This is a genomic window from Asaia spathodeae NBRC 105894 (genome assembly GCF_025994195.1).
Taxonomy (GTDB): domain Bacteria; phylum Pseudomonadota; class Alphaproteobacteria; order Acetobacterales; family Acetobacteraceae; genus Asaia; species Asaia siamensis.
Window position 1 is genome coordinate 64846 of the sequence record NZ_BAPY01000004.1, and the last position, 22033, is coordinate 86878.

Below are 22033 nucleotides of genomic sequence, written 5' to 3' on the forward strand. Positions count from 1 at the left end.
TACAGGGGCGATAAGGGAAACGGTAAAAGAAGGCCTGGCCCCTGACGACGTCAGGGGGCGTTGCGGACCAGTCTTTTAGGCGCCGCGGAGGCCATTTTCACACCGCCACCGGGAAGAATCTCGAAGACCGCCAGACCACGAGCGACAGTCCCGTCAGGCTGCAACACAAAAGTGCCATCCGAACCTGCAAACCCGTCTGGCCGCAGAAGCGATTTCTGCGAGAACCCATCAGGACTCTGGCTCAACACGGCAGCCATGGTTGCCGTGTCATAGGCGACATTGGCGAGTACGGAAGGCGCGTAGCCATAGCGACTGCGATAACGCTGAACGAAATCCGTACGCGACGTCGGATCGGGCGCGGCGAACCAGCTGCCCTGCAAAGCCCCGAGCTTCGCCGCAAAAGCGCTCCAGAGAGCCGGTCCGAGGATACGCGTCTGATGCGGATCGACCGAAGCCTGCTTGAGCCCGTCGATGACCGTGGCTAGTTGCAGCCCCGTATCGCCAAGCAAAAGTGCATCGAAAGGCGGAGGCGGCAGCGCAACAGGGCCGGGAACGGCCTGAGCCGGGGCGCCACCGGGGGTAGCAGGCGGCATTGCCGGGCGGGTAGGCGTCGCTGATGGGGTCGGAGCCTCTGCTGTGCCTAGAGGATTGACCGCGTCAGGTTCTTCCGCCTTCGCGGCGTCAGCTTGCTGCGCCACCTGCCCCTGACGGAACTGCAGATTGGCAAGCGTCTTGATCCCGCCCGTGATCGAATCGGGCGCCTCGGTGTGGAACACGATCTGCGGTGCGGCCAGTCCCTTGGCTGAACAGGCCTTGAGAAGCGCGTCGCCAAGAGCATGGCCGAGCGCATTATCGGGAAGGAAGGCAGCAAAAGTCTTGCGCCCTTCCTGGGCCGCCGCTTCGACAAGCCGCCCGATCTGCTGTTCGACCGTGACACCCATGACCCAGACACCCGGCTTCGCCTGGGCCTGATCACTGGTATAGGCAAATTCAGGGATATTGGCTGGCTGCGTGACAGAGGCCACCGCGGCAGTCTGGGGGGCGGTAAGCGGCCCCAGCACAACCATATCGCCATGATCGAGCGCTGCCCGGGCGGCGCCTTCGGCCGTCTGGCCCAAAGCATCAGTATCGCGGATATCGAGGGTTACGCCATGGCCCTCGGGCACTGCGATATGGGCGGCATTGGCCATTTGTTGGCCGAGCTTGGCGAAGCGTCCCGTGAGCGGCAGCAGCATGCCGATCTTTCGGGTCGTGTCCTGCTGGGCCGTGCCGGATGAAGGAGGGCTGATGGGCGGAGGCGTTTCCGGCCCGCTACAGGCATTCAGGGCGAGCAGCGCAACACCGGCAAGTGCGGAAACCTTGCATGCAGAGGCCGACCTGAGCGATGTGAAGGAAACCACGCGCTGACGGGGACCGAATGTCCGACTTACCATCTTGCACCCATACTCCTGTTGACGATTCGACCCTTGATGGTCCGCAGCATGCTTATGACACTTCCTCCCGTTCTGCGACCCTTGCGGCGGGAAGCCTGACACTGGTCGCAACGCCCATAGGCAATCTGGGCGATATCAGCGCCCGCGCCATTGCCACGCTGAACGCAGCGGACGTCATCCTGTGCGAGGATACGCGGGTAACAGCGAAACTGCTCAAGGCCTATAATGTTTCCACTCCGACACAGATTCTTCATGATCACAATGAAGAAGGCCGTATTCCCGGTCTGCTGAGCCGACTGCAATCCGGTGCGAAAATGGCACTGGTCTCCGATGCCGGCACGCCCTTGGTCTCTGATCCGGGCTTTCGTCTGGCACGCGCCGCCATTGCCGAAGGGCTGAATGTCGGCGCGGTGCCTGGCCCCAGTGCAGCGACCCTTGCCCTTACCCTGTCGGGTCTCCCACCTCATCCCTATCTTTTCAGTGGCTTCGCTGCCTCGCGGTCATCGGCGCGACGGAGCCAGTTCGCCGTGCTGCGCGCTGCAGAACAGGCAGGATTCAGCGCAACCCTGATCTGGTATGAGGCCCCTCACCGGTTGCTGGACATGATCGAGGATCTTATTGCGGTCTTCGGCGCCGAGCGTCAGGCGGCGGTGGCACGCGAACTGACCAAGCGTTTCGAAGAAGTAAGGCGCGGCACGCTGAGCGAGCTTCGGACCCACTTTACCCAGACCGACCCGCGTGGCGAGATCACCATCCTGGTTGGACCGACCGAAGAAGACACAGCGCTCTCGGAAGAAGATCTCGATGCCCGCCTGCGCACGGCCCTGAAGACGCATTCAATCAAGGACGCCGCCGCACTGGTCGCCGGGGCAATCAATCTGCCGAAGCGCGTCGTCTATGCCCGCGCCCTGGAACTCGGGAAGGAATAAGAGGCTCCCCGGCGTCACGCCGGGGGCAGGCGGTCAGTCCTGCTCTTTCGGAAGCGCAAAAAGCGTGTCCGGCAGGGTGGGATTGGCTGCGACATCAAAAAGATCGATCTGAGTCTCGCGCCCCTGCGCGTCTTTCACAACCCATGAGCGCAGAGTCAGCGGCGAGTCAGCGAAAATAAGCGTCAGACTGCCCTCGGAAGGTGTCGCGGTTCGCACGAGCGTGACCTGCACCAGCCCCTTGTCGTGTTGAAATCCTGTGACGGTCACATCCCCGGACAGGCGCAGATCAGGGCGCAGAAGCAGACCAAGCGGAGTGCGGTCGAGCGGTAATGTCGTTACCTGGCCCAGTTCACGGTCCTGATAGACGATCTGCCCCTGATTGGCGATCAGCAGCAGCGAGCTCGGCTTGTCATAATCAAAGCGCATGCGCCCCGGTCGATCGAGCCAGGCCGTTCCCGTCGTGCGCGCACCATCGGGCGCGATCTGCTGAAAACGCGCCTTGATGGCATGAGTGCCGTTCAACGCATCCTGAACGCGGGCAATCCAGCCTGCATCAGCCGGACGCAACACGGCAGGCTTGACCTGCGCCATGACCGGCACCGGAGCAAAAAGGAGACCGGCGAGGCCGGTGAACAGGCAGGCTGCGCGCAGTGTCATGGCCGATCCGTCAGATAGCAGCTTCGTTGAAAATAAACCTGACATCGCCCTGCCAGTCCCCATGATAGCGATCAAGCCAGTGTTCGGCCTGGGTTTTTGCGCCATCGGCGATGGCCTGAAGCGGGGCCAGATAAGTCTCCTCACCAAGCTTGCGTGCACGCAGGCCCTGCTCCGCCAGGGCAATCACGCGCTTTGCGAGCGCACGCAGCCCACCGGGGAAGGCAGCGTCCATGCCCTTTTCCGGCACGGCAGCGCGCAGGGCACGATAACTGTCCCAATCCTGCTCACGCACGAGTGCCTCTGCAGCAAGAAGCGTCGTAGGATCGTAGAGCAGGCCGACCCAGAGCGCAGACTGCGCCAGCATCATCGAAGGGCTGCCGGCATCGGCACCGCGCATCTCAAGAAACTGCTTGAGCCTGACATCAGGAAAAGCTGTCGTCAGGTGGTCTTCGAAGTCACCCATGGTCGGCGTAAGCCCGGCCAGCGCGGGCTGCGCCTTGCCCGCGAGCCAGTCACGAAACGACGCCCCAGCCACATCGCGTATCTCGCCATCGCGCATCACGAAATACATCGGCACGTCGAGCACCCAGTCGACATAATGCTCAAAGCCGAAGCCGTCTTCAAAGCAGCAGGCTGGCATTCCCGAACGGGCATTATCGGTATCGGTCCAGACATGCGCGCGGTTCGACAGCAACCCGTTAGGCTTGCCTTCATAGAAGGGCGAATTGGCGAAAAGAGCGGTGGCAAGAGGCTGAAGCGCCAGAGAGACCCGCATCTTGCGCGCCATGTCTTCCTCAGAGCCGAAATCGAGATTGACCTGCACCGTGCAGGTGCGCGTCATCATGTCGAGACCGAGCGTACCTACCTTGGGCATGTAACGACGCATGATGGCGTAACGGCTCTTGGGCATGATCGGCATGGCATCACGCGACCAGAGCGGCTGAAAGCCCAGCGGTGCGAAACCGAGACCCAGGGCCTGGGCAGGCGCACGCAGATCGGCGAAATGGGCCTCCATCTCGGCCCTGGTCTCGTGCAGATCGGCTGTCGGGCGCCCCGACAGCTCGAACTGGCCTGCGGGTTCGAGCGAGACCGACTCCCCCTTGTGAACGCCCCTGCCCTTCAGACCGATGAGCTTTCCGTGGTCCTCGATCGACTCCCAGGCACTGCCATCGCCCCTGAAGCTGTGCAGCAGCGATTCAATACCGTCCGGTGTATAGGCGGGCGGACTGTAGGCGACGCGCCCGGATTGATCGTCAGGCAGAACGAAGCCGAATTTCTCGTGTTCGGTGCCGATACGCCAGGAGGCTTGCGGCTTTGCGCCATCGGCAAGAAGCGTGACGAGCTGGGCCTTGCTCTCGATGGGCGTGTCGTTCAGGTCACCTGGATTGGACATGGGCGTTACTGGAGCCTCAGGGGTGTCTGGAAAAAGAAACTGATGAGTTTCGTCCTATATGGACTGCGAAGAGCGAAACGCCAACTGGGCAAGTCCTGCAACAACTGCTGTATCGGCCCTCAATATGCGTTTTCCGAGCGAAATCGGAATAATCGCCTCGTGGGTATTCAACAAACGACGCTCTGTTTCGGAAAAACCACCCTCCGGCCCGATGAGCAGTCCGTAATCACCCGGCACCACACCAACGCTTTCGCTTTCCTGTCGTTCCAGCGCAGCGTAAAGCGCTCTGCTTCCCTGCCATTCGGCCAGAAGCTGAGTGAGCGGCCTGAGCGGATCAATAAGGGGAATGTCGAGCCGCTCACATTGTTCTGCCGCCTCGATGGCGATGGCACGAAAACGCTCGGCATTGATTCTGTGGGTATTCGTACGCTCGGTGATCACCGGACAGAATCGTGTCACCCCCATCTCGGTCCCCATGCGCAGAACGAGATCAGTGGCATCACGCTTGAGCGGGGCAAAAACCAGCACCGGCCCAATCGGCTGCTCAGGCGCCCTGACCTGCGCAACAAGAAGCGCCTGCCCCCTGTCCTTGCGCTGGATCTCGAGACGCGCCTCCCATTCCCCGGCCGCCTCGTTGAAGACATGAAGCGTGTCGCCATTCTGCAGCCGCAGCACCGTGGCCAGATAGCGCATCTGGTCCGCATCAAGCGCCACCCCCTCGCCCTGGGGCGGAAATGGCAGATCGAGATATAGCCGGGGCGCGTCCTGCATGAGACCCTCTTGATGCGTGATTGACGTTCGACCCTCATAGACGCAATGAACCGTCATGACGACACGGAGAGCCTAATGATACGTCAGACCGCAGCCCATACCGATATCCGCGCTCACGGCTGGGTTGCCCGTCTGCCGGAGGGATTGCGCCCGTATGTGCTGCTGGCACGTCTGGACCGCCCTGTTGGAACCTGGCTTTTGCTTCTGCCCGGAATCTGGGGCATCGAACTTGCACAGGGCACGACGCCTTTGCACCGGGCGGTGCTGATCCTGCTTTTCGCCATCGGCTCTCTGGCCATGCGCTCGGCGGGCTGCGTCGTGAACGACATCTGGGATCGCAAGATTGATGCGCAGGTCGCCCGCACGGCAGGGCGCCCTCTGGCAAGCGGACGCCTTTCGGTCAGACAGGCGCTCGCCTTTCTGGCGGCCCTGCTGCTGATCGGCGCGCTCGTCCTGTTCCAGTTGCCGCTCATCTGCTGGGCGCTGGCGCCTCTGGCCCTGCTTCTGGTCGGGCTCTATCCAGCCGCGAAACGTGTCACCTGGTGGCCGCAACTTGTCATGGGTTTCACATTCGGCTTCGGCGCGCCCATGGGCTACGCCGCGAGCGCCGGGCATGTCGATTGGGTATGTGCCCTGCTTTATGCAGGCACGATCATCTGGCAGCTCGGTTTTGACACGATCTACGGCTTTCAGGACATGGATGACGATGCCCGTATCGGCGTGCGCTCAACCTCGCGTCTCTGGGCCTCGAAGGCGCGAGGTTTCATTGCAAGCTGCTATGGGGGCGCAATCGTGCTTTTCGCCGCAGCCATGGCTCTCGGTCATCTGCACTGGTCGGCCTGGCCTGTCGCCGCCTTCGCGAGTTTGATCCTCCTGACACAGATCACACGGCTCGATATTCACAATCCGGCTCTCTGCCTGAAACTGTTTCGTCAGAACGTGCCCTTCGGTCTCGTGCTGGCCCTCGCCTTCATTCTCGGGCGCAGTTTCTCATGAAAGACCCTGCCGCTTTCATTGTCAGCCAGACTTCCATCGAGACCGCCCCTCTCGTTTCTGAACTGCGCCTTCATCTGGCAACCGAAATCACCCCGATCTGGCAGGCAACCGAATCCCATCTCGCCGAGATGAATATCGAACCGCCCTTCTGGGCATTTGCCTGGCCCGGCAGCCAGCTTCTCGCACGCTGGATTCTCGATCACCCTGAAAGCGTTCGCGACAAGCGTGTGCTCGATTTTGCCTGTGGCGGTGGTCTTGCCGGGCTTGCCTGTGCAAAAGCCGGCGCGAGCGAGGTACTGGTCAATGACATCGATCCGCTCGCCCTCGACGCCGCCCAACTCAACGCCACACTGAACGGCCTGCGCGTGACGCCGCTCCAAGGCGATCAGATCGGCAAGGTTCCCCCGGTCGATCTGCTGCTCTGCGGGGATGTCTGCTACAATCAGCAAATGGCGGACCGCATCATTCCCTGGCTGCGCCACTGCGCTCAGGACATGGAAGTCTGGATGGCCGACCCCGGCCGCCCTTATGCCCCCAAAGTCGGCATCGACATCCTCAGTTCCGCCACGCTACCGACGACCATGGAACTGGAAGGCAAGACGACCCGAGAGACAAGGCTGTGTCGCATCTTGCCTTAGGAACGAGAACGTCGCCATTGACGCCCATGAAGTGCTGCACTTAACGCAACGGCCCCATTGCGGCTCAAAAGAGTGAGCAACCCGGTATCAACCTCGAAAGGTCAAATCACCTCCAGATCGAGAACAGATGTTCTATACGTATGGCAGATGAGATCGTCCCTCAGAGCACGATCAGGTTCGACGCCGACGAATGAGGTCGAGTCTGCAAGACGTTCGATCTCTATCATCAGAGCTTCGAGTTCCTGACCAACGCACTCGGCACTCACTTTCCCGCATTTGATCGCACGCAGATGGTCGGCCTCGGGTCTTGGAAAAGTAATATGACCCGTGCTCAGCAATTCCTTGGTCTGATAGCCCACCCGCAGCGCATGGCTGAGCGCTTTCCCGTCTGAACCGTTGCTCGACGCAGTGGCGCGGGCCCCGTAGCTCGCTGCAGCACGAGCCAGAAACGCCTCCGCATCACTCAACTTCGTCCTGAAAGGCGTCTTGCGCCCGGCACAGCTCAGATGCGCCACAGCCCCATTCGGGCCGGGCTGATCGATCATGACGACTGCCGTATGCGCGAAATTCGAGGCGGCGATAAAATCGCGCAGCCTTGTCTCGATATCTTCCAGACGCCCGGCGCCCCCGCGAGAGGCGCGCTCCTCTCCTATGAAGCGTGCCATTTGGGTCAACTCTGCCAGTCGCGCACCGCGCGCGCCATTGCGCTCTGTATGGGCACGGCAATAGCCCAGAAAACTCGCCGTACTCAGCCCGATCAGCGAAAGACGGGACTCAACGATTCGATGCCAGACAGGATGCGGCTCCTCCAGCCAGAATTCAGGAGGCGTGAAAACCATATCGAGTGCGACAATCTGGCCCTGCCCGAGAAAATCGAGAAAGCGATGGAGCGAGAAGCCGGTTTCGTCGACATCACCAGCCTGGTTACGCTCGCCGTGACCCTTTTCACGCTGCGTCACAACGACATCCTGACAGGATTGCAGCAGGATATCGCGTGCCGAGGGCAGAAAGACTGCCTTGAGATCGGTATCAGAAGCAGGCGTATCGGTGCCGTAGAGATGCGATCCCGCCACCATGCGAATGACGGGTGTCATGGCCGTGATTTTTCCCAGGCATCCAGCAAGTCGCCGAGTTCGCGATGAAGCCTGTGATCTCCCTTGGTCAGAAGCGGCATGAGCTGCTTCATCTCGCGCAGAAACGTCACGGCGAAATCCTTGTCGTGACGAACGATCGAACGGGCATTGTCCAGAAGGTCAGCCAGCTTGATCGTCTGTCCCTCGGCACTTGCCCGTGCCGAGTGGGCCCGGTCAATCGCCTTGCGCGTCTCGCGGTTACCATCCTCAGGGCGGCTCACATCTGTCAGCATCTCGACAAGGCTCCCGACATCGGAACCGAATACGGCGTCGATCTCGGCCTGGGTAACGGGTGTGTCTTCAACGACGTCATGAAGCCAGGCCGCAGCCACCGCCTCGGGCCGTCCACCCGCTGTCGCCACGATCAGCGCCACGGCCTCAGGGTGAACGATATAATCCTGGCCGTCATATTTGCGTTTCTGCCCGATCGAGGCATGGGCTCTGGTCGCGAATATCTTGGCGCGACGCACAAGGCCATTCATTGACGTGCTTCTTTCCTTCTTCTCCGCCGGACATTCCCGGTCAGGATGCCATCCTAGCCCGGGCACAGGCGGGAAGGCGCCTCACAGCTGAGCGATCAGCGCTCTGAACCGAGCCTTAGCGTCCGCCCGAGGCTGAGACCGGCACCGAGCCATGCAATGATCATCGCACAAAGCAGGCAAAGCGTTGAGGCATGGGTACTGAAACGAAAGACACTCGCCACCAGCAGCGCGCCCAGCGTCTGCCCGCCGAGCCGGGCGACTGAAACAAGCCCGCTGGCACTCCCCTCGCGGCCACGGGGGGCAGCAAGCATCATGACGCGATTATTGGGAGGCTGAAACATGCCAAAACCCGACCCAGCAAGCCATGTGCGCCAGATGATGTCGAAATTGGACGCATCGTTCGGCAGCATCCACAACAGGGCAAAGCCGCAACCTGTTATAGCAAGACCAAGGCTCGAAAGCTGCGCTGCCGGTATCCTGTCCGTCCAACGCCCGATCAGGAACGACATGCTGGCCACGCCCACGGCCCAGGGCGTAATCAGAAAACCCGTTACGGTCACGGGCCGCTGGAATACCGTTTCCAGCGTGAACGGCATGGCAATGATAAAGAAATTCGACGCGACGAAACCGGTCATGCCGACAATAAAAGCGATCAGGAAAGACGGCACGCCCAACAGATCGACAGGCACGACCGGCTCGCTGCTTCCCCGCTGATGCCGCAGCAGAGCCAACCAGCAGGCCATGCCGATGCCAGACAGTGCCAAGGCGCTGAAGAGACCGCCATGTACCAGATCATCAACGCCGATCACCGTGAAGGTAAAGGCTGCGACGGTCAGACAGATTGCGGCAAGATCGACCGCCTTCTCCGAACGGGGTGTCACCGGTAGGGCGAAACTGGCCATGCCAAGAGCAAACAGCCCAAGCGGCACATTGATCCAGAAAATCCACGGCCAGTCTGCCACTGACATGACCAGTGAGCCCACCGTCGGACCGAGCGCCACCCCGGTGCCAATGATCAGCCCGTTGAGCGCGAGGCCCTTGCCGAGCGCTTCCTTGGGATAGATGAAGCGGATAAGCGCGATCGCCACGCTCATGATACTGGCCCCACCAACCCCTTGAAGAGCGCGGGCCAGAGCCAGTTCAAGCAGGCTGTGAGACAGGGCGCACAGCACGGACGCCACGAGGAAGATCGCAATACCCACCCGGCACATGCGCGCAAAGCCGATGCGGGCGCCAAGAGAAGCCAGGGGCAGCAGCATCGATAATGACGCCAGCTGATAGGCATTGATCACCCAGATCGACTGCGACGAGGCGATATGCAGATCATGGGCAATGCTCGGCAAGGCGACATTGGCCACGGCATAATCGAGAACAGAGAGCAGTACGGCAAGCGCAACGGCGAGCATCGCCTTGGCGCGTTCCCAGCCGTAAAGCCCCTCACCGTGCTGCACCATGGCCATCGCTCAGGGCTGCGCCATGAAGACGCGCTGGAAAAGCGCATTGGTCCAGCTCATGCCCTGGAGGAACAGCGCCGCATCAAAACGAGGGGCACCGTCGCGCAGAAAGGCATGCTGGCCATCGACTTCGTGCCATTCAAGCGCCACTTCCGCCTGCTCCAGCGCATCGCGGATCTGGCGACGGCCCTCATAGGGCACATGCGGATCATGACGGCCCCAGACCATCATGATCTCGCCTTTGATCTCTGCCGCGCGGGCGAGCGTACCGTCATGGCGCTCACCGCCCAGCGTGCCAGTGTGCAGATCGGTCGCATAGAAACAGCCTGTCGCCTCAATGGCCGGATTCAGCGCCGCGCGGAAGGCAAGATGCCCCCCAAGGCAGACACCGAAAGCCCCAAAGCGGCCGCTGCACGCCTCATGACCGCGCAACCAGTCTATCAACGCGACATTGTCGCTGTCGAACTGCCCGACAGGCTTGGTGTATTTCAGCTCATTGCCGCGATCCGTGCCGGGCTTGTCATAGGCCAGAACGCAGCCCGCCGCCTCGTATTCGTGATAGACTTCGGGAACGGCCACCAGATAACCCTGCCCCGCAATCATGGCGGCCAGACGCTCGATCGGCGCCGTTACCTGATAGATTTCCGAAAACAGCAGAATGGCCGGGAAGCGCCCCTCTTTTGTGGGGCGGAACAGATGCACGCGCATCTTGCCGGTCGGGGTGTCGATATCCGCTTTCTCGTCGGTGCGAATCAGCATGCCAGATCTCCCTGTTCGGTCTTGGCGCCCCGGCTTTTTCGGGGTGAGAGAAACCACCCGACAGAAAAGAGGCATGACGCGGCGCCAGAAGCGAAATGATCCTTTTGCATAGTCCGGTTCAGGCCGGGGCGCCATGCCTGCCGGCCATCGCGACTCGTTTCACGGCTTTAGGAAGAGTTGGATCGATCCAGATTTTTTTTGACGCCAGACCAGCCCTGACGCGGCTTGTAAGATTCCTGCCCAATATGTGAACATCAGACGCGTCTCAACACGTTGACAGAAATCCGTTTCCGGTCCCGAGATCACGCCATGTCTGCGCTATTTGCCATCTCCCTCGCCACGGCCGCGATCCTCGCGATCGTCGTTCTCATCGCCTATTTCAGGCTCAACCCCTTCATTGTCCTCTTCACGACCTCGCTGGCTCTGGCCCTTGCCGCCGGTATGCCTGCCGACAAGGTCGTCAAATCCTTCGAAGAGGGCGCTGGCCATGTTCTGGGCCATGTCGGCACCGTCATCGCGCTCGGCACCATGCTGGGCAAGATGCTGGCGGAGTCTGGCGGCGCAGACAGGATTGCCCTGACCATATCGAGCTGGGCCGGACGATCGCGCGTCGACTGGGCCATGATGGTCATTGGTCTGCTGATCGGTCTGCCGGTCTTCTTCGAAGTCGGCTTCGTGCTGCTGATCCCGCTCGCCTTCGTGCTGGCGGCGCGTACCGATACGCCGCTTTTGCGTGTTGCCCTGCCTATGGGCGCGGCGCTTTCCGTCACCCATGCCATGATCCCGCCCCACCCGGCGACGCTTCTGGCGCTCTCGGCCTATCACGCCAATACGGGCCACACGATCTTTCTCGGCATCCTGATCGGCACGCCCATCGCGATTATTGCAGGGCCGCTCTATGCCCGGTTCATCGCGCCGCGTGTCCCCCTGACCGAGGAAAACCCGCTGGCGGAGCAATTCGTCAATCGCGAGCCGCCGAAGAACATGCCCGGTTTTGGCATCACGGTTTTCACGATCCTCTCACCCGTGGTTCTGATGCTGATCGCCTCGATTGCCGATCGCGTTTCCGCCCCCGGTACCAGCCTCAACACGGCGCTGCATTTCGTCGGCAATACCGATATCGCCCTGGTTCTGGCCGTCATTCTCTCCTTCTATGTGCTGGGTCTCGCCCGAGGATTCTCGCGCGACACCATTCTGAAGTTCACCAATGAGTGCCTTGGCCCGACCGCGCTTATCATGCTGCTGGTCGGCGCGGGCGGCGGCTTCGGGCGTGAGCTGGTCGATAGCGGTGTGTCCAAGGTCATCACCGATACGGCACTCGACTTCAATGTGCCCATTCTGGTGCTGGGTTGGCTTCTGGCGGTCATCGTTCGCGTTGCCTGCGGTTCTGCCACGGTTGCCATGAGCACGGCATCGAGCATCGCTGGCCCCATCCTGCTCAAGAGCCACGGCGTCTCGCCGGAGCTCATGGTGCTCGTGACCGGCGCCGGATCGGTCGCTTTCGGCCCGATGAACGATGCAGGCTTCTGGCAGATCAAGGAATATCTCGGCCTGACCGTGCCTCAGACCATCAAGACCTGGTGCGTTATCGAGACCCTGATTGCCTTCCTCGGCCTCGGCTTCTGCCTTCTGGCCTCAATGGTGATCTGACGGATCATCCTGCTCACTGGCATGCGCCCTTAAAACGAGGGGCATGCCAGTCTCGTAAGCTAGCCGACACAACAGCGAACTGCAGCAGAGCGCGACGCACTCAGCGTGCCGTGGGCCTGACGCATCGACCGAACGCATCTCGCGGTGCGGCCCGTCGATCAGCAGGTTCCGGCTGGGATAGCGTAAGTTACCGTGTCAGCTCGAAACTATGATCGATAAGATCGAATAGGGTTTCTCGCTTCACCCTGCCGTCGAGCAGGACACTCAGCCAATGGGTCTTGTTCATGTGATAAGCAGGCCGGTATCCGGGCTGGGTCTTCAGATCATCCACTTTCATGGGCGGAGATTTGACGTCGATTACGTTACACTCCCCTCTCCCTCAAGACCGAGCCGGTCTCTCGCGATAGTCATAAGCAGGCAGAACCATTTCTCGTCACCCGGATGACGGAAAACTGCATAATCCGGATATTTCGCGAAAGGATAATCGGGGCCGATACCGTAACGGCGCTGAATGTAGTCCAGTATTTCCGATCTTTTGACCATGTTCTTTCTCTTTCTGAGAGCAAAAACCTTCCTGAATGAAGCGTGCTGACGCAATTTCAGGCGCTCGCTTCAGACAAGATCAGTAACGCAGACGTTTGGTATCCGATGCAGGAATGCTCCCGTCAGGCGAGGATGGATCGGGTGAAATGATCGAGGCAGACGGACCGCCACGCCTCGCCTGCAGGTGACAGAACATGGTCGCGACGCGTTGCGAGGGCGAGTTCGAAACCCATGGTCGGTGCCAGCAGATGCAGCGCGTTGAGACCCTCCATCCAGCTTCCACGACACAGGGCGGAGGGCACGATTCCAAGACCCACACCGGCCCGCACCATGGCCATCAAAAGATAGATATCGCCTGTGCGCCCTGCCGCTCTGGGCACGGCACCATGCTCTGCATAGGCCTGGGCGATAAAGCTGTTGATCTTGAAGTCTTCCCTGAGCAGCACCACGCGCTCTTGCAGGATATCGGCCAGACAGCAGCTTTTGCTGTCGCTCAGGCGGTGCTGGTCAGGCACGACGAGACAGAGATGATCCCGCCCGAGTGGGTAGAGGTGCAGATCCTTTTCACCAATCGGGAGGATGAGCGCTGCAATTTCGGTCTGACCTCCGCGCAATCGGGGAATCAGCCTGTCCGACGGGCATTCGTCGATCTCGAGCATCACCCCTGGATACTGGCTGCAGAAACTCTCGATGATCGCCGGAAAACAGATCGAGGAGATGGCGGGGGGCACTGTCACGCGCAAAGGGCCTTCGAGGCTCTCCCTGTCAGCCGCAAGCATCTCGCGCAACGCAATTTCCTCGCGCAGGGTACGCTCGGCATAGCGGCGGAATATCTCGCCCTTCTCGGTCAGCAGCACCGCTTTCTTGCTGCGTATGATCAGCCTTGTTCCGAGCTTGGCTTCGAGTGCCTGAATGCTCTGGCTGATGGAAGGCTGACTGATGTTCAGGGCCTCACTGGCTTTCACGAAGCCTCCCTGACAGACGACACTCAGAAAATGATTGAGCTCACGAAAGGTGATCTGGGGCTGGGTCATAGTCAATCACCTATCTTCTCTATCAAAAGATCATATTATCTTATGTGTTGTCTTTTCGGTAGAGCCTTGGAAATCCAACCGATGGAAGGTTTCCGAGATGAGTTCGACCGTCATTGAGCATCTACTGGATAGACTTGCAGCCCTCGGCATAGACCATGTTTTTGGCGTTGCCGGCGATTACGCTTTCCCGATCGAAGATGCTGTCTGTGCCCGCGACGACATGCGCTGGGTCGGCAGCTGCAACGAACTCAACGCTGCCTACAGCGCCGATGGCTACGCGCGCATGAAAGGCATGGCCGCGCTCAGCACGACCTATGGCGTTGGCGAATTGAGCGCCCTCAACGGCATCGCAGGCGCGTATGCCGAGCATCTGCCGCTTATCCATATCGTCGGCATGCCTGCCTCTGTGGTCATGAAATCGGACCGCCTGGTGCATCACTCGCTCGGCAACGGGACATTCATGGCGTTTTATGAGGCCTGTGCGGCCTTCACCTGCGCTCGCGCCATTCTCACCCCTGAAAACTGCGTCGAGGAAATCGACAAGGCGCTTGCAGCACTCAAGACCCACCGTCGCCCGATTTATTTCGGGATCCCTTCAGATCATGCCGGAGCCGAGGCAAAACCAGCTACGCCCGCGCCTGTTGCAGCACCGGCGAGAGACGACGCAAGACTTGCGTCCGTCGTCGAGCGTATCACAGCGAAATTGCAGGCCAGTTCACAGAGCTGCATTCTGCCGGGTAATCTCTGCGACCGTTTTGGCGCACTGGCTCTGGCGCGTGAGTTTATCAGGCAATCCGGCCTGCCCCATGCCACGATGTTTGCAGACAAGGGGATGGCGCTCGAATCCTCCCCTCTTTATCTGGGCCTCTATTACGGCCATCTGCTTCACGAGAACATCGCGTCTTTCGTCGAGGCAAGCGAAGTCATCCTCGGTATTGGCGTCCAGCTTTCGGATTTCAACACAGGTGCCTTCACCGCACGACTGCCTAAAGCGCGTCTCATCAACATCCTGCCCGACCACGTCATGATCGGTGGGGAACGTATCGACGGCATTGCCATGGCTGATGTTCTTCAGGGGCTTATCGCCTCCTGCACGAACCTGCCCCGTTTTGGCGGGACCGTGCCACATCAGAAACTTCCTAAAGCGTCAGACGGGGCAGCGCTTTCTTCAGGGACGCTCTATCACGATATCCAGACCCTGCTGCGACCCGGCGACATCGTTGCGGCGGAGACAGGCAATGCCTCCATGGGCCTGTCTGAAATCCGTCTGCCGGATGGCTGCGCCTATCACAACCAGACACTCTGGGGGTCGATAGGCTGGGCTACTCCCGCCGCATTCGGCATGGCCATGGCCGAGCCCGACAGACGGGTCGTGCTCGTGACCGGTGAAGGCTCGCATCAGCTCACCACGCAGGAACTGAGCCAGTTCGCCCGGTTTGGCCGCAAGCCGGTTGTGCTCATCATCAACAATGACGGCTATCTCATCGAACGCCTGCTCTGCGCAGATGGCGAAACCTACTACAACGACCTCGCCCAGTGGCGTTACAACCTGCTGCCCGAGGCTTTCGGCTGTCATGACTGGGTTGTCAGCTCGGTCAGCACGCGTGAGGCCCTTCTGGCAGCTTTCGAGGCCTGCAATACCGACACGCATCGCGCGCATTTCATCGAAATCAAGATGAAGCGCTACGACGCCGCTCCTGTCGCCATGGCACTGCATGGCGCGATCGACACGCTCTATGACAGCTGAGCCACCTATCAACCAGACGGATTGACCCTGCCATGCCCCCCTGTGCCGCCTGCGCCACACTCGATACAGCCGACACACTGATGCCCGATAACGCACCTGACGCCAACGTAGCTGAGGAAACAGCAACGCCCTACGCGCCGGGGCTGCGTCACACCCTGGCTGAAGATGTCTATGCCTTTCTGATTGGCTGCTCGCTTATCGTCATGGGGCTGGTCTGTCTGCACAAGGCAGGGCTGGTGACAGGCGGCATGGCCGGCATCGCGCTGCTTCTGTCCTATCTGGTTCCGGTATCGCCTGGGATGTTGTTCACGCTCATCAACATTCCCTTCCTTGCCTTTGCGCTGCGTGCCATGAGCCCCGGCTTTGCCGTCAGGACCATGATCGCCAGTTGCGGCGTGACGTTTTTCGCAGGGCTGATGCCACGCGTCATTACGGTATCGGAAATCGACCCTCTGTTTTCTGCGCTCTTTGCAGGCACCATCATCGGGTTGGGTATTCTCTGCCTGGCACGCCATCAGGCAGGGGTCGGTGGTACCGGCATCGTCACGCTATGGCTTCAGAAAACGCGTGGTATCAATGCAGGGCGTGTGCAGATCTCGATCGATATCGTCATCATGGCAATCTCGGCGCTGTTCCTGCCAGCGCACAAAATCCTGCTTTCGCTCCTAAGCGCCGCTGCCACGAGCGGGATCCTGATCGTCTATCACCGCCCGGGTCGCTATATCGGGCACTGAAACAAAAAGGGGGCCGAAGCCCCCTTTTCGCATCGATCAGGGAAGCGTTTCGAGAAACACCTCTGAAGTCATCGGATGGGAAAACATGGGGTAGGTATAGGTAATGGCGGCCTCATGCTGCGCCTGAGACAGCGTGGCGGTGCAATCTGTCAGGGTCACCACGTCATAGCCACGCTCATAGGCGCTGCGCATTGTCGATTCGACACAGCAATCAGTCAGCAATCCCCCCAGGGCAATGCGCGTGATGCCATTCTGACGCAGCACAAAATCGAGATTGGTGCTGGCAAAGCCGCAAAGGCCGCGCTTGCCCGCAATCACGATATCGCTCTCATGGGGCTTCAGACTGTCGACAATCTGCGCGCCCCAGCTACCGAGACGAAAGGCATTTGTCGCCTTGACCCCGGCCAGAATACCATAGGGCGCCGCCGAGAGTTCAGGATATCCTGACGCAAACTCGATCGGGACCCAGATAATCCTGACGCCCTTATCACGCGCTTCTTTTACCAGCGCTTCAGTATGCGCCAGCATGTTGGTCCGGTTCAACTCGCTGCGCACGCCCTCATGCAGGGCGCCTCCCTCTGAAAGGAAGTCGTTCTGATATTCAATCAGGACAAGCGCGGACTGACTCATGACTTGTTCTCTGCATAAGGGTTTTTCGTGCCACGCAGCTGCAGACGGATAGGCGTTCCCGGCAGGTGGAACGTCTCGCGCAGCCCATTCACCAGATAGCGCTTATAGGCATCGGGCAGCATCTCGGCACGCGTGCCGAAAAGGATGAATGTCGGCGGACGCGACTTCGCCTGCGTCATGTAGCGCAGCTTGAGGCGGCGCCCATCCACCAGAGGCGGCTGGTGACGCTCGAGAGCGCCTTCGAACCAGCGATTGAGTTCGCCTGTCGTGACACGGCTGTTCCAGACCTCGTGTGCACGACGCACGGCGGGAAGCAGCTTGTTCACCCCTGCCCCGGTCAGCGCGGAGAATGTCACGACGGGGATGCCGCGCATCTGGGCGAGCGATGTCTCGATACGATCGGCAATGGCCTGACGCGTGGCGGCGCGATCTTCGACCGCATCCCATTTGTTCAGGGCCAGCACACAGGCGCGGCCTTCACGCTCGATCAGTCGGGCAATCTGCAGGTCCTGCTCATGCACACCGAGCGTGGCATCAAGCGTAAGGACAACGACCTCGGCCATCTTCAGGGCCTCGATCGAGGCTGAAACCGACATGCGCTCAAGATCCTGCTCGATACGGGCCTTGCGACGCAGGCCAGCCGTATCGACAAGCTGGATCGGGCCGATCTCGTCATGCAGCGACACGGCAATCGAATCGCGCGTCAGACCCGGTTCCGGCCCGGTGATCATGCGTTCTTCGCCCAGCAGGCAGTTCAGAAGCGTCGACTTGCCTGCGTTCGGGCGACCAACGATCGCGAGACGCAAAGGCCCTGCCGGACGCTCTTCAATCTCTTCGCTTTCGTCTTCCACGGGCTTGCTGCGCGAGCGGGTCTTGATCCGCACACGCTCGCCTTCGGGCAGACGGTCGGCAATCTCGCCCATGAGATGGGCAATGCCCTCGCCATGTTCTGCCGAGAGCGCCAGAGGCGTCCCCAGACCAAGCGAATAGGCCTCGATCACCTCATTGGTGGCTGCCGAGCCTTCGGCCTTGTTGGCCAGAAGCAGGACAGGCTTGTTCTGCTTGCGCAGCCAGGCCGCGAAATGCTTGTCGGCAGGTGTCACACCAGCGCGCGCATCGATGCAGAACAACACCAGATCGGCCTGCGCCACGGCAGATTCAGATGACGCACGCATACGCCCGTAAAGCGTATCGGGCGCGGCCTCTTCAAGACCAGCGGTATCGATCAGTCGGACCTTGCGCCCGCGAAGGAGCGCCTCTCCTTCCTTGCGATCGCGCGTTACGCCCGGCATGTCAGACACGATGGCCTGACGACGCCCTACCAGCCGGTTGAAGAGAGTCGATTTGCCGACATTGGGACGCCCGGCAATAACGACGAGCGGAAGGGAGAGAGAGTCAGTCACGGATTAACCATATGCGTTCAGATTGCCATCCGTAGACAGCACAAGCACCTTGCCGTCACAGATGATGGGTTCGACCAGCGTAGGCAGCTTGGTCTTGAGAGGGGCATCGGCCTTGCCGGTCACGGCGTCAACAACCTGCAGTCCGGTCTCTTCAAGCGACGAAACGCAAACCAGCTTGCCATCGCCCATGACCGGGCCAAGCCAGGTCACGGCGTATTTCTGCTTGGTCTCGTTCTTGAAGCGGCGCAGGTCATGAATCCAGCGCACATGGCCAGACAGACGATCAAGGCAGGCAAGCTGCTGATCGGACGAGATGATATAGAGCCAGTCACCCACGATCAGTGGCGTGTTCTGACCGCTGGCTTCGCGCTCCCACAGGCGACGGCCGGAGCGCATGTCGATGGCGACAAGCACCTTCGAGAGCGAAATTGCGTAAGCCGTACCGTCCTTGATGACCGGCGCCCCGCGGACACAGGCCAGATCGAGCATGGCGCCACGACCATTGGAACCACCGAGCGAATCGCTCCAGACCAGCTCGCCCGATTCGGCGCGCAGTGCCACGAAATCGCCACTGCCGAACCCGGCCACGACGACGCCATTCGCAACGGCAGGGGCGGCCTGACCGAAGATGACCGTATCGGCTTCAGTCGCCTGATAGGTCCATATCTGTTCGCCGGTTTCGGCATTGAGCGCGAACAGACGCTCATCGATGGTGCCGAAGAAGACGCGCCCATCGACGATGGTCGGCGCCGAACGCCCGGGTACCACTGTCTCGGCACGCCATTTGACCTTGCCCGTCTCGGCAACGACGGCAATCACCTGACCGACGCCGTCAACGATGTAGAGCGTGTCACCGGACACACCCAGACCGCCGCCGATATCGCTCGAACGCGATTTGCTGCCCTTGGGGATGAACGTCCAGAGAGGGCTCATGGCAGGCCAGGTCCAGGCACGCACGGTGCCGACACCGTCACGGGTATAGATGCGGCCTGCATCAATGACCGGCGGCGACTGGATGGCACCACGTCCGTTCGGACCGAGTGCTGCAAAATGCAGGAAAGCAGGCTCGGACACGCCATGGCCGATGGAACGCGACCAAGCAAGATGCGGCCCGGCCCAGTTCGTGTTGACCGAAAGATGGTCAGGCACACGCCCAACGACAGGATAGGCAGCGACAGGCTGTGCCGGCGGCAGAACGATCGGCGTATGATCTTCCTCGTCGATCACCAGACCGGCGCCGGTGGACAACACGTCATAGCGCTTGCCTGCCAGAACGGGCTTGGGATCATCCTTGAAAATGCCACAACCGGAAAGCAGGGCCGTGCCTGCCAGAGCCGAGCCCAGAAAAAAGCGACGGCCGGGCGCACGCACTATGGTCTTGTTCTCGATAGGCATCAGCCGGCTCCGCCAAAGGTTTGCAGAAGAATGGAAGCGCGCTGTCTTACACCGTCAGGCGCATCGGGAGACTGGGCGAGGCCCAGCAGAAGACTATGGGCTTCGTCACGCTGCTTGGGAGTCGCATCGGCGCGCAGATCAAGCGCGACGAGGCTCTCCTGAGCGAAAGCGCGCCACGGACCCGTATTGGCGGCGAGGAGTTCGAGCTGCTTGCGCGTCTCGGTCACATCGGCATCGTTGATATGGCTGTTGAGCAGAAGCAGACGGGCTAATGCCTTGAGTGACGGATTGGCGTCCTGCGTATCAATCACGCCCTGCCACGCCTTTCTGGCGCCTGCCATATCGCCTTTCTGGGCGAGAAGCTGTGCCAGCCTAAGAGCAGAAAAGCTGCGTGTCGCACCGGGCGCAGTCGAGGCGAGATCGGCCAGAATCGCCTGATTCTGCTTTTCGGATTGGGCGCGCAACGTCGCATCCGGCTGAGGCGCCTGGAGCGCCTCTATCGCCGTGAAATAGCGCCCCGAAGCCTCTGCCTGGGCCTGATGATGGCGATGGTTCTGCCACTGCCATCCACCGACGCCAATCAATGCGATCAGTGCCGCACCGATCGCTACACCTCCGAAACGCCGGGCGGTAGCGCGCAGCTCAGCTGCACGCATTTCCGCCTGGGCCTGACTGAAAAACTCGTCTGCCACCGTGATCCTCTTGCGACACTATCGCGGCGAGCATACAGACGCCGCGACAATGCGGCAAATCGCTTTGTCATTATGCTGTCGCATCGGTCAAACTTCGGCCACAAGCACTCCTTACAGAGACCATTTGTCACAGGAGAGACCCCTTCTATGCGTTCAGCGCCCGGTATGAAGATGGCGAGACGACGTTTTCTCGTCAGCCTTCCCCTGATCGGGATCACCACCCGCAGCGCCTTCGCAGCCGACGCGGCCGCAGTTCCCCCGCCGGAAGCACAGCATGACGCGCTCGCCGTTATCGCCCGACGCTTCGAGAAAGAGTCAGGCGGCCGCATTGGTGCTCATCTCTTCTGCCCGGAGACCGGCGCCGCCCTGTCATGGCGTGGCGAAGAACGCTTTCTGATGTGCAGCAGCTTCAAGGCGTCGCTGGTTGCCTGCGTTCTCGAACGCTGCGACAGGGACGTTGATGACCTGACTCATCGACTGGCTTTCGTCGATTCCGACTTCAAGGACAACTGGGCCCCAGTTGCCCGCGCAAACCAGGATGCGGGCAGTCTCAGCATCGCGGCGCTTTGTGCTGGCGCTGTCACCATGAGCGACAACATCTGTGCCAATATGCTGCTGCGCCATATCGGCGGGCCAGCCGCGCTGACCCGTTTCTGGCGTGAGAGCGGCGATGATGTGACCCGTCTCGATGCGTTCGAGCCCGAACTCAATCGTCCCTCTGCCGACCCGCAGGCCAACACCACAAGCCCTGTTGCCATGGCGCGCACGCTGCACCGACTGATCCATGGCACACTGCTGCACCCCCATTCCGCAGCGCTTCTGCGCGGATGGATGATCAGTTGCACGACCGGAACCCATCGTCTGCGCGCGGGGCTTCCACCACACTGGGTCGCCGGAGACAAGACCGGTAATAATGGCAAGGATATCAGCGCCGATATCGCTTTTGCCGCACCCGAAGGCCAGGCAGGAAAATCGGTCATCATGACCGCCTATACGGCGGGCGGAACACCGGACGAAACGCGGTTTCGCAAGGTGTTTCATGACATCGGCGCCCTGGCGCCCCAGCTTGTCGGCTGAACGCGAAAAGGGTGGGGTTGCCCCCACCCTCTCACAAAATTCTCAATGACGCAGCCTTGCGGCTTCGGTCCTGGCTGACAGCACTCAGTGCTTGGCGAGTTTTTTGCCAGCCGTCGTCAACTCGGCAGACATATGACTGAAATTGGCAGCAATGCGCTGCTGCACGCCAGTGCTGACCGCGTGGATCTTGGCAATACGATCGCGCGCATCTTCGCTGATTGCCTGCTCTTCCTTCTGGGCGGCTGACGCGACGCAGCTGTTATAGGCGCGCGCCTCCTTTTCGTAGGCCTGAAACTTGTCGACACTCGCATTGTAATGCGCCGTATCGGTCGCAGTGATTGCCGGAGCGGAAGGCTCCTGCCCGCATTTGGCACGCGGGTCAGCAAGCGCCGAGGAGGCGCTTATGCTGGCACAGGCAAACGAGGCGGAAAGAAGCGAAAAAACGATACGTTTCATGATCGAGCGGGCTGCCGGTTACAGATG

The 22033-nt window shown here is 60.6% G+C and carries 23 protein-coding genes; 7 read left to right on the plus strand and 16 right to left on the minus strand.

What is annotated here, in order from left to right; translation table 11 throughout:
* Positions 1-50: 50 nt before the first annotated feature.
* A complete protein-coding gene (locus AA105894_RS03835) occupies positions 51-1433 on the minus strand; it encodes a penicillin-binding protein activator (protein ID WP_267310561.1) in 1383 nt (460 codons plus the stop codon).
* Between AA105894_RS03835 and rsmI the strand changes: the two genes are divergently transcribed.
* Complete coding sequence (gene rsmI / locus AA105894_RS03840) at positions 1418-2362, plus strand: 16S rRNA (cytidine(1402)-2'-O)-methyltransferase (RefSeq protein WP_267310562.1); 945 nt, start codon at positions 1418-1420, stop codon at positions 2360-2362. The two genes, AA105894_RS03835 and rsmI, sit on opposite strands and share 16 nt — an antisense overlap.
* A 33-nt stretch (positions 2363-2395) precedes the next feature.
* Here the strand turns inward: rsmI and AA105894_RS03845 are convergent, their stop codons facing one another.
* Genes AA105894_RS03845 through AA105894_RS03855 form a run of 3 tightly spaced genes read right to left on the minus strand, consistent with a single transcriptional unit; the run spans position 2396 to position 5183 of the window.
* The gene (locus AA105894_RS03845) at positions 2396-3019 is read right to left on the minus strand and encodes a LolA family protein (RefSeq protein ID WP_267310563.1); all 624 of its coding nucleotides are present in this window, start codon (positions 3017-3019) and stop codon (positions 2396-2398) included.
* A gap of 10 nt (positions 3020-3029) precedes the next feature.
* Positions 3030-4412: a glutamate--cysteine ligase gene (locus AA105894_RS03850; RefSeq protein ID WP_267310564.1), complete on the minus strand. Its 1383-nt coding sequence runs from the start codon at positions 4410-4412 to the stop codon at positions 3030-3032.
* A 54-nt stretch (positions 4413-4466) separates the two neighbouring features.
* Complete coding sequence (locus tag AA105894_RS03855) at positions 4467-5183, minus strand: 16S rRNA (uracil(1498)-N(3))-methyltransferase (protein WP_267310565.1); 717 nt, start codon at positions 5181-5183, stop codon at positions 4467-4469.
* Between the two features lie 75 nt (positions 5184-5258).
* Between AA105894_RS03855 and ubiA the strand changes: the two genes are divergently transcribed.
* Both ubiA and AA105894_RS03865 read left to right on the plus strand, forming a co-directional pair.
* Positions 5259-6179, plus strand: coding sequence for a 4-hydroxybenzoate octaprenyltransferase (ubiA, locus tag AA105894_RS03860; RefSeq protein ID WP_373316713.1), 921 nt, complete (start codon positions 5259-5261; stop codon positions 6177-6179).
* A complete protein-coding gene (locus AA105894_RS03865) occupies positions 6176-6817 on the plus strand; it encodes a class I SAM-dependent methyltransferase (RefSeq protein ID WP_267310566.1) in 642 nt (213 codons plus the stop codon). Before ubiA ends, AA105894_RS03865 begins: the two co-directional genes overlap by 4 nt.
* Positions 6818-6918: 101 nt before the next feature.
* On the opposite strand, the gene AA105894_RS03870 is transcribed toward AA105894_RS03865, so the two are convergent.
* The 4 genes from AA105894_RS03870 to AA105894_RS03885 form a co-directional block, all read right to left on the minus strand.
* On the minus strand, positions 6919-7911 hold the full coding sequence (locus tag AA105894_RS03870) for a DNA polymerase beta superfamily protein (RefSeq protein WP_267310567.1): 993 nt from the start codon (positions 7909-7911) through the stop codon (positions 6919-6921).
* On the minus strand, positions 7908-8432 hold the full coding sequence (locus AA105894_RS03875) for an HD domain-containing protein (protein WP_267310568.1): 525 nt from the start codon (positions 8430-8432) through the stop codon (positions 7908-7910). The genes AA105894_RS03870 and AA105894_RS03875 overlap by 4 nt, the downstream gene beginning before the upstream one ends.
* A gap of 95 nt (positions 8433-8527) precedes the next feature.
* Positions 8528-9886: an MFS transporter gene (locus tag AA105894_RS03880; protein ID WP_267310569.1), complete on the minus strand. Its 1359-nt coding sequence runs from the start codon at positions 9884-9886 to the stop codon at positions 8528-8530.
* A gap of 9 nt (positions 9887-9895) precedes the next feature.
* Positions 9896-10645, minus strand: coding sequence for a dienelactone hydrolase family protein (locus tag AA105894_RS03885; protein WP_188425287.1), 750 nt, complete (start codon positions 10643-10645; stop codon positions 9896-9898).
* A 309-nt stretch (positions 10646-10954) separates the two neighbouring features.
* On the opposite strand from AA105894_RS03885, the gene AA105894_RS03890 reads away from it, so the two are divergent.
* Complete coding sequence (locus tag AA105894_RS03890) at positions 10955-12295, plus strand: GntP family permease (RefSeq protein WP_267310570.1); 1341 nt, start codon at positions 10955-10957, stop codon at positions 12293-12295.
* 187 nt (positions 12296-12482) lie between these two features.
* Here AA105894_RS03890 and AA105894_RS15930 read toward each other — a convergent pair whose 3' ends face one another.
* The 3 genes from AA105894_RS15930 to AA105894_RS03900 all read right to left on the minus strand — a co-directional run bounded on the left by AA105894_RS15930 (position 12483) and on the right by AA105894_RS03900 (position 13872).
* Complete coding sequence (locus AA105894_RS15930) at positions 12483-12653, minus strand: MmcQ/YjbR family DNA-binding protein (RefSeq protein WP_373316724.1); 171 nt, start codon at positions 12651-12653, stop codon at positions 12483-12485.
* The gene (locus tag AA105894_RS03895) at positions 12653-12838 is read right to left on the minus strand and encodes a hypothetical protein (protein ID WP_267310571.1); all 186 of its coding nucleotides are present in this window, start codon (positions 12836-12838) and stop codon (positions 12653-12655) included. Before AA105894_RS03895 ends, AA105894_RS15930 begins: the two co-directional genes overlap by 1 nt.
* A gap of 122 nt (positions 12839-12960) precedes the next feature.
* Complete coding sequence (locus AA105894_RS03900) at positions 12961-13872, minus strand: LysR family transcriptional regulator (protein WP_267310572.1); 912 nt, start codon at positions 13870-13872, stop codon at positions 12961-12963.
* A gap of 97 nt (positions 13873-13969) precedes the next feature.
* On the opposite strand from AA105894_RS03900, the gene AA105894_RS03905 reads away from it, so the two are divergent.
* Together AA105894_RS03905 and AA105894_RS03910 are read left to right on the plus strand one after the other, a co-directional pair.
* Positions 13970-15619, plus strand: a complete 1650-nt coding sequence (locus AA105894_RS03905) for an alpha-keto acid decarboxylase family protein (RefSeq protein WP_267310573.1) — start codon at positions 13970-13972, stop codon at positions 15617-15619.
* Between the two features lie 32 nt (positions 15620-15651).
* On the plus strand, positions 15652-16353 hold the full coding sequence (locus tag AA105894_RS03910) for a YitT family protein (protein WP_267310574.1): 702 nt from the start codon (positions 15652-15654) through the stop codon (positions 16351-16353).
* A 36-nt stretch (positions 16354-16389) separates the two neighbouring features.
* Here the strand turns inward: AA105894_RS03910 and AA105894_RS03915 are convergent, their stop codons facing one another.
* From AA105894_RS03915 to AA105894_RS03930, 4 genes are read right to left on the minus strand one after another with little or no spacing between them, the layout of a single operon-like run.
* A complete protein-coding gene (locus AA105894_RS03915; RefSeq protein ID WP_267310575.1) occupies positions 16390-16983 on the minus strand; it encodes a cysteine hydrolase family protein in 594 nt (197 codons plus the stop codon).
* Positions 16980-18386 carry a ribosome biogenesis GTPase Der gene (gene der / locus AA105894_RS03920; RefSeq protein WP_188425281.1) on the minus strand — a complete coding sequence of 469 codons (1407 nt, stop codon included), beginning with the start codon at positions 18384-18386 and terminating at the stop codon, positions 16980-16982. Before der ends, AA105894_RS03915 begins: the two co-directional genes overlap by 4 nt.
* A 3-nt stretch (positions 18387-18389) precedes the next feature.
* Positions 18390-19781 carry a PQQ-binding-like beta-propeller repeat protein gene (locus AA105894_RS03925; protein WP_267310576.1) on the minus strand — a complete coding sequence of 464 codons (1392 nt, stop codon included), beginning with the start codon at positions 19779-19781 and terminating at the stop codon, positions 18390-18392.
* On the minus strand, positions 19781-20473 hold the full coding sequence (locus tag AA105894_RS03930) for a tetratricopeptide repeat protein (RefSeq protein ID WP_267310577.1): 693 nt from the start codon (positions 20471-20473) through the stop codon (positions 19781-19783). Before AA105894_RS03930 ends, AA105894_RS03925 begins: the two co-directional genes overlap by 1 nt.
* Positions 20474-20620: 147 nt before the next feature.
* Here AA105894_RS03930 and bla point away from each other — a divergent pair, with 147 nt between their 5' ends.
* Positions 20621-21550 carry a class A beta-lactamase gene (bla, locus tag AA105894_RS03935; protein WP_267310578.1) on the plus strand — a complete coding sequence of 310 codons (930 nt, stop codon included), beginning with the start codon at positions 20621-20623 and terminating at the stop codon, positions 21548-21550.
* A gap of 84 nt (positions 21551-21634) precedes the next feature.
* Here bla and AA105894_RS03940 read toward each other — a convergent pair whose 3' ends face one another.
* Complete coding sequence (locus tag AA105894_RS03940; protein WP_267310579.1) at positions 21635-22006, minus strand: hypothetical protein; 372 nt, start codon at positions 22004-22006, stop codon at positions 21635-21637.
* Between the last annotated feature and the right edge of the window lie 27 nt (positions 22007-22033).

Excerpts from the sequence above, each read along its gene's own strand:
- AA105894_RS03865 (WP_267310566.1), top strand. The coding sequence starts at position 6,176 with ATGAAAGACCCTGCCGCTTTCATTGTCAGCCAGACTTCCATCGAGACC.
- AA105894_RS03835 (WP_267310561.1), bottom strand. The coding sequence starts at position 1,433 with ATGGTAAGTCGGACATTCGGTCCCCGTCAGCGCGTGGTTTCCTTCACA.
- AA105894_RS03875 (WP_267310568.1), bottom strand. The coding sequence starts at position 8,432 with ATGAATGGCCTTGTGCGTCGCGCCAAGATATTCGCGACCAGAGCCCAT.
- rsmI (WP_267310562.1), top strand. The coding sequence starts at position 1,418 with ATGTCCGACTTACCATCTTGCACCCATACTCCTGTTGACGATTCGACC.
- AA105894_RS03885 (WP_188425287.1), bottom strand. The coding sequence starts at position 10,645 with ATGCTGATTCGCACCGACGAGAAAGCGGATATCGACACCCCGACCGGC.
- AA105894_RS03855 (WP_267310565.1), bottom strand. The coding sequence starts at position 5,183 with ATGCAGGACGCGCCCCGGCTATATCTCGATCTGCCATTTCCGCCCCAG.
- AA105894_RS03890 (WP_267310570.1), top strand. The coding sequence starts at position 10,955 with ATGTCTGCGCTATTTGCCATCTCCCTCGCCACGGCCGCGATCCTCGCG.
- ubiA (WP_373316713.1), top strand. The coding sequence starts at position 5,259 with ATGATACGTCAGACCGCAGCCCATACCGATATCCGCGCTCACGGCTGG.
- bla (WP_267310578.1), top strand. The coding sequence starts at position 20,621 with ATGCGTTCAGCGCCCGGTATGAAGATGGCGAGACGACGTTTTCTCGTC.
- AA105894_RS03905 (WP_267310573.1), top strand. The coding sequence starts at position 13,970 with ATGAGTTCGACCGTCATTGAGCATCTACTGGATAGACTTGCAGCCCTC.
- AA105894_RS03880 (WP_267310569.1), bottom strand. The coding sequence starts at position 9,886 with ATGGTGCAGCACGGTGAGGGGCTTTACGGCTGGGAACGCGCCAAGGCG.
- AA105894_RS03940 (WP_267310579.1), bottom strand. The coding sequence starts at position 22,006 with ATGAAACGTATCGTTTTTTCGCTTCTTTCCGCCTCGTTTGCCTGTGCC.
- AA105894_RS03870 (WP_267310567.1), bottom strand. The coding sequence starts at position 7,911 with ATGACACCCGTCATTCGCATGGTGGCGGGATCGCATCTCTACGGCACC.
- AA105894_RS03845 (WP_267310563.1), bottom strand. The coding sequence starts at position 3,019 with ATGACACTGCGCGCAGCCTGCCTGTTCACCGGCCTCGCCGGTCTCCTT.
- AA105894_RS03910 (WP_267310574.1), top strand. The coding sequence starts at position 15,652 with ATGCCCCCCTGTGCCGCCTGCGCCACACTCGATACAGCCGACACACTG.
- AA105894_RS03915 (WP_267310575.1), bottom strand. The coding sequence starts at position 16,983 with ATGAGTCAGTCCGCGCTTGTCCTGATTGAATATCAGAACGACTTCCTT.
- AA105894_RS03895 (WP_267310571.1), bottom strand. The coding sequence starts at position 12,838 with ATGGTCAAAAGATCGGAAATACTGGACTACATTCAGCGCCGTTACGGT.
- AA105894_RS03925 (WP_267310576.1), bottom strand. The coding sequence starts at position 19,781 with ATGCCTATCGAGAACAAGACCATAGTGCGTGCGCCCGGCCGTCGCTTT.
- AA105894_RS03900 (WP_267310572.1), bottom strand. The coding sequence starts at position 13,872 with ATGACCCAGCCCCAGATCACCTTTCGTGAGCTCAATCATTTTCTGAGT.
- AA105894_RS03850 (WP_267310564.1), bottom strand. The coding sequence starts at position 4,412 with ATGTCCAATCCAGGTGACCTGAACGACACGCCCATCGAGAGCAAGGCC.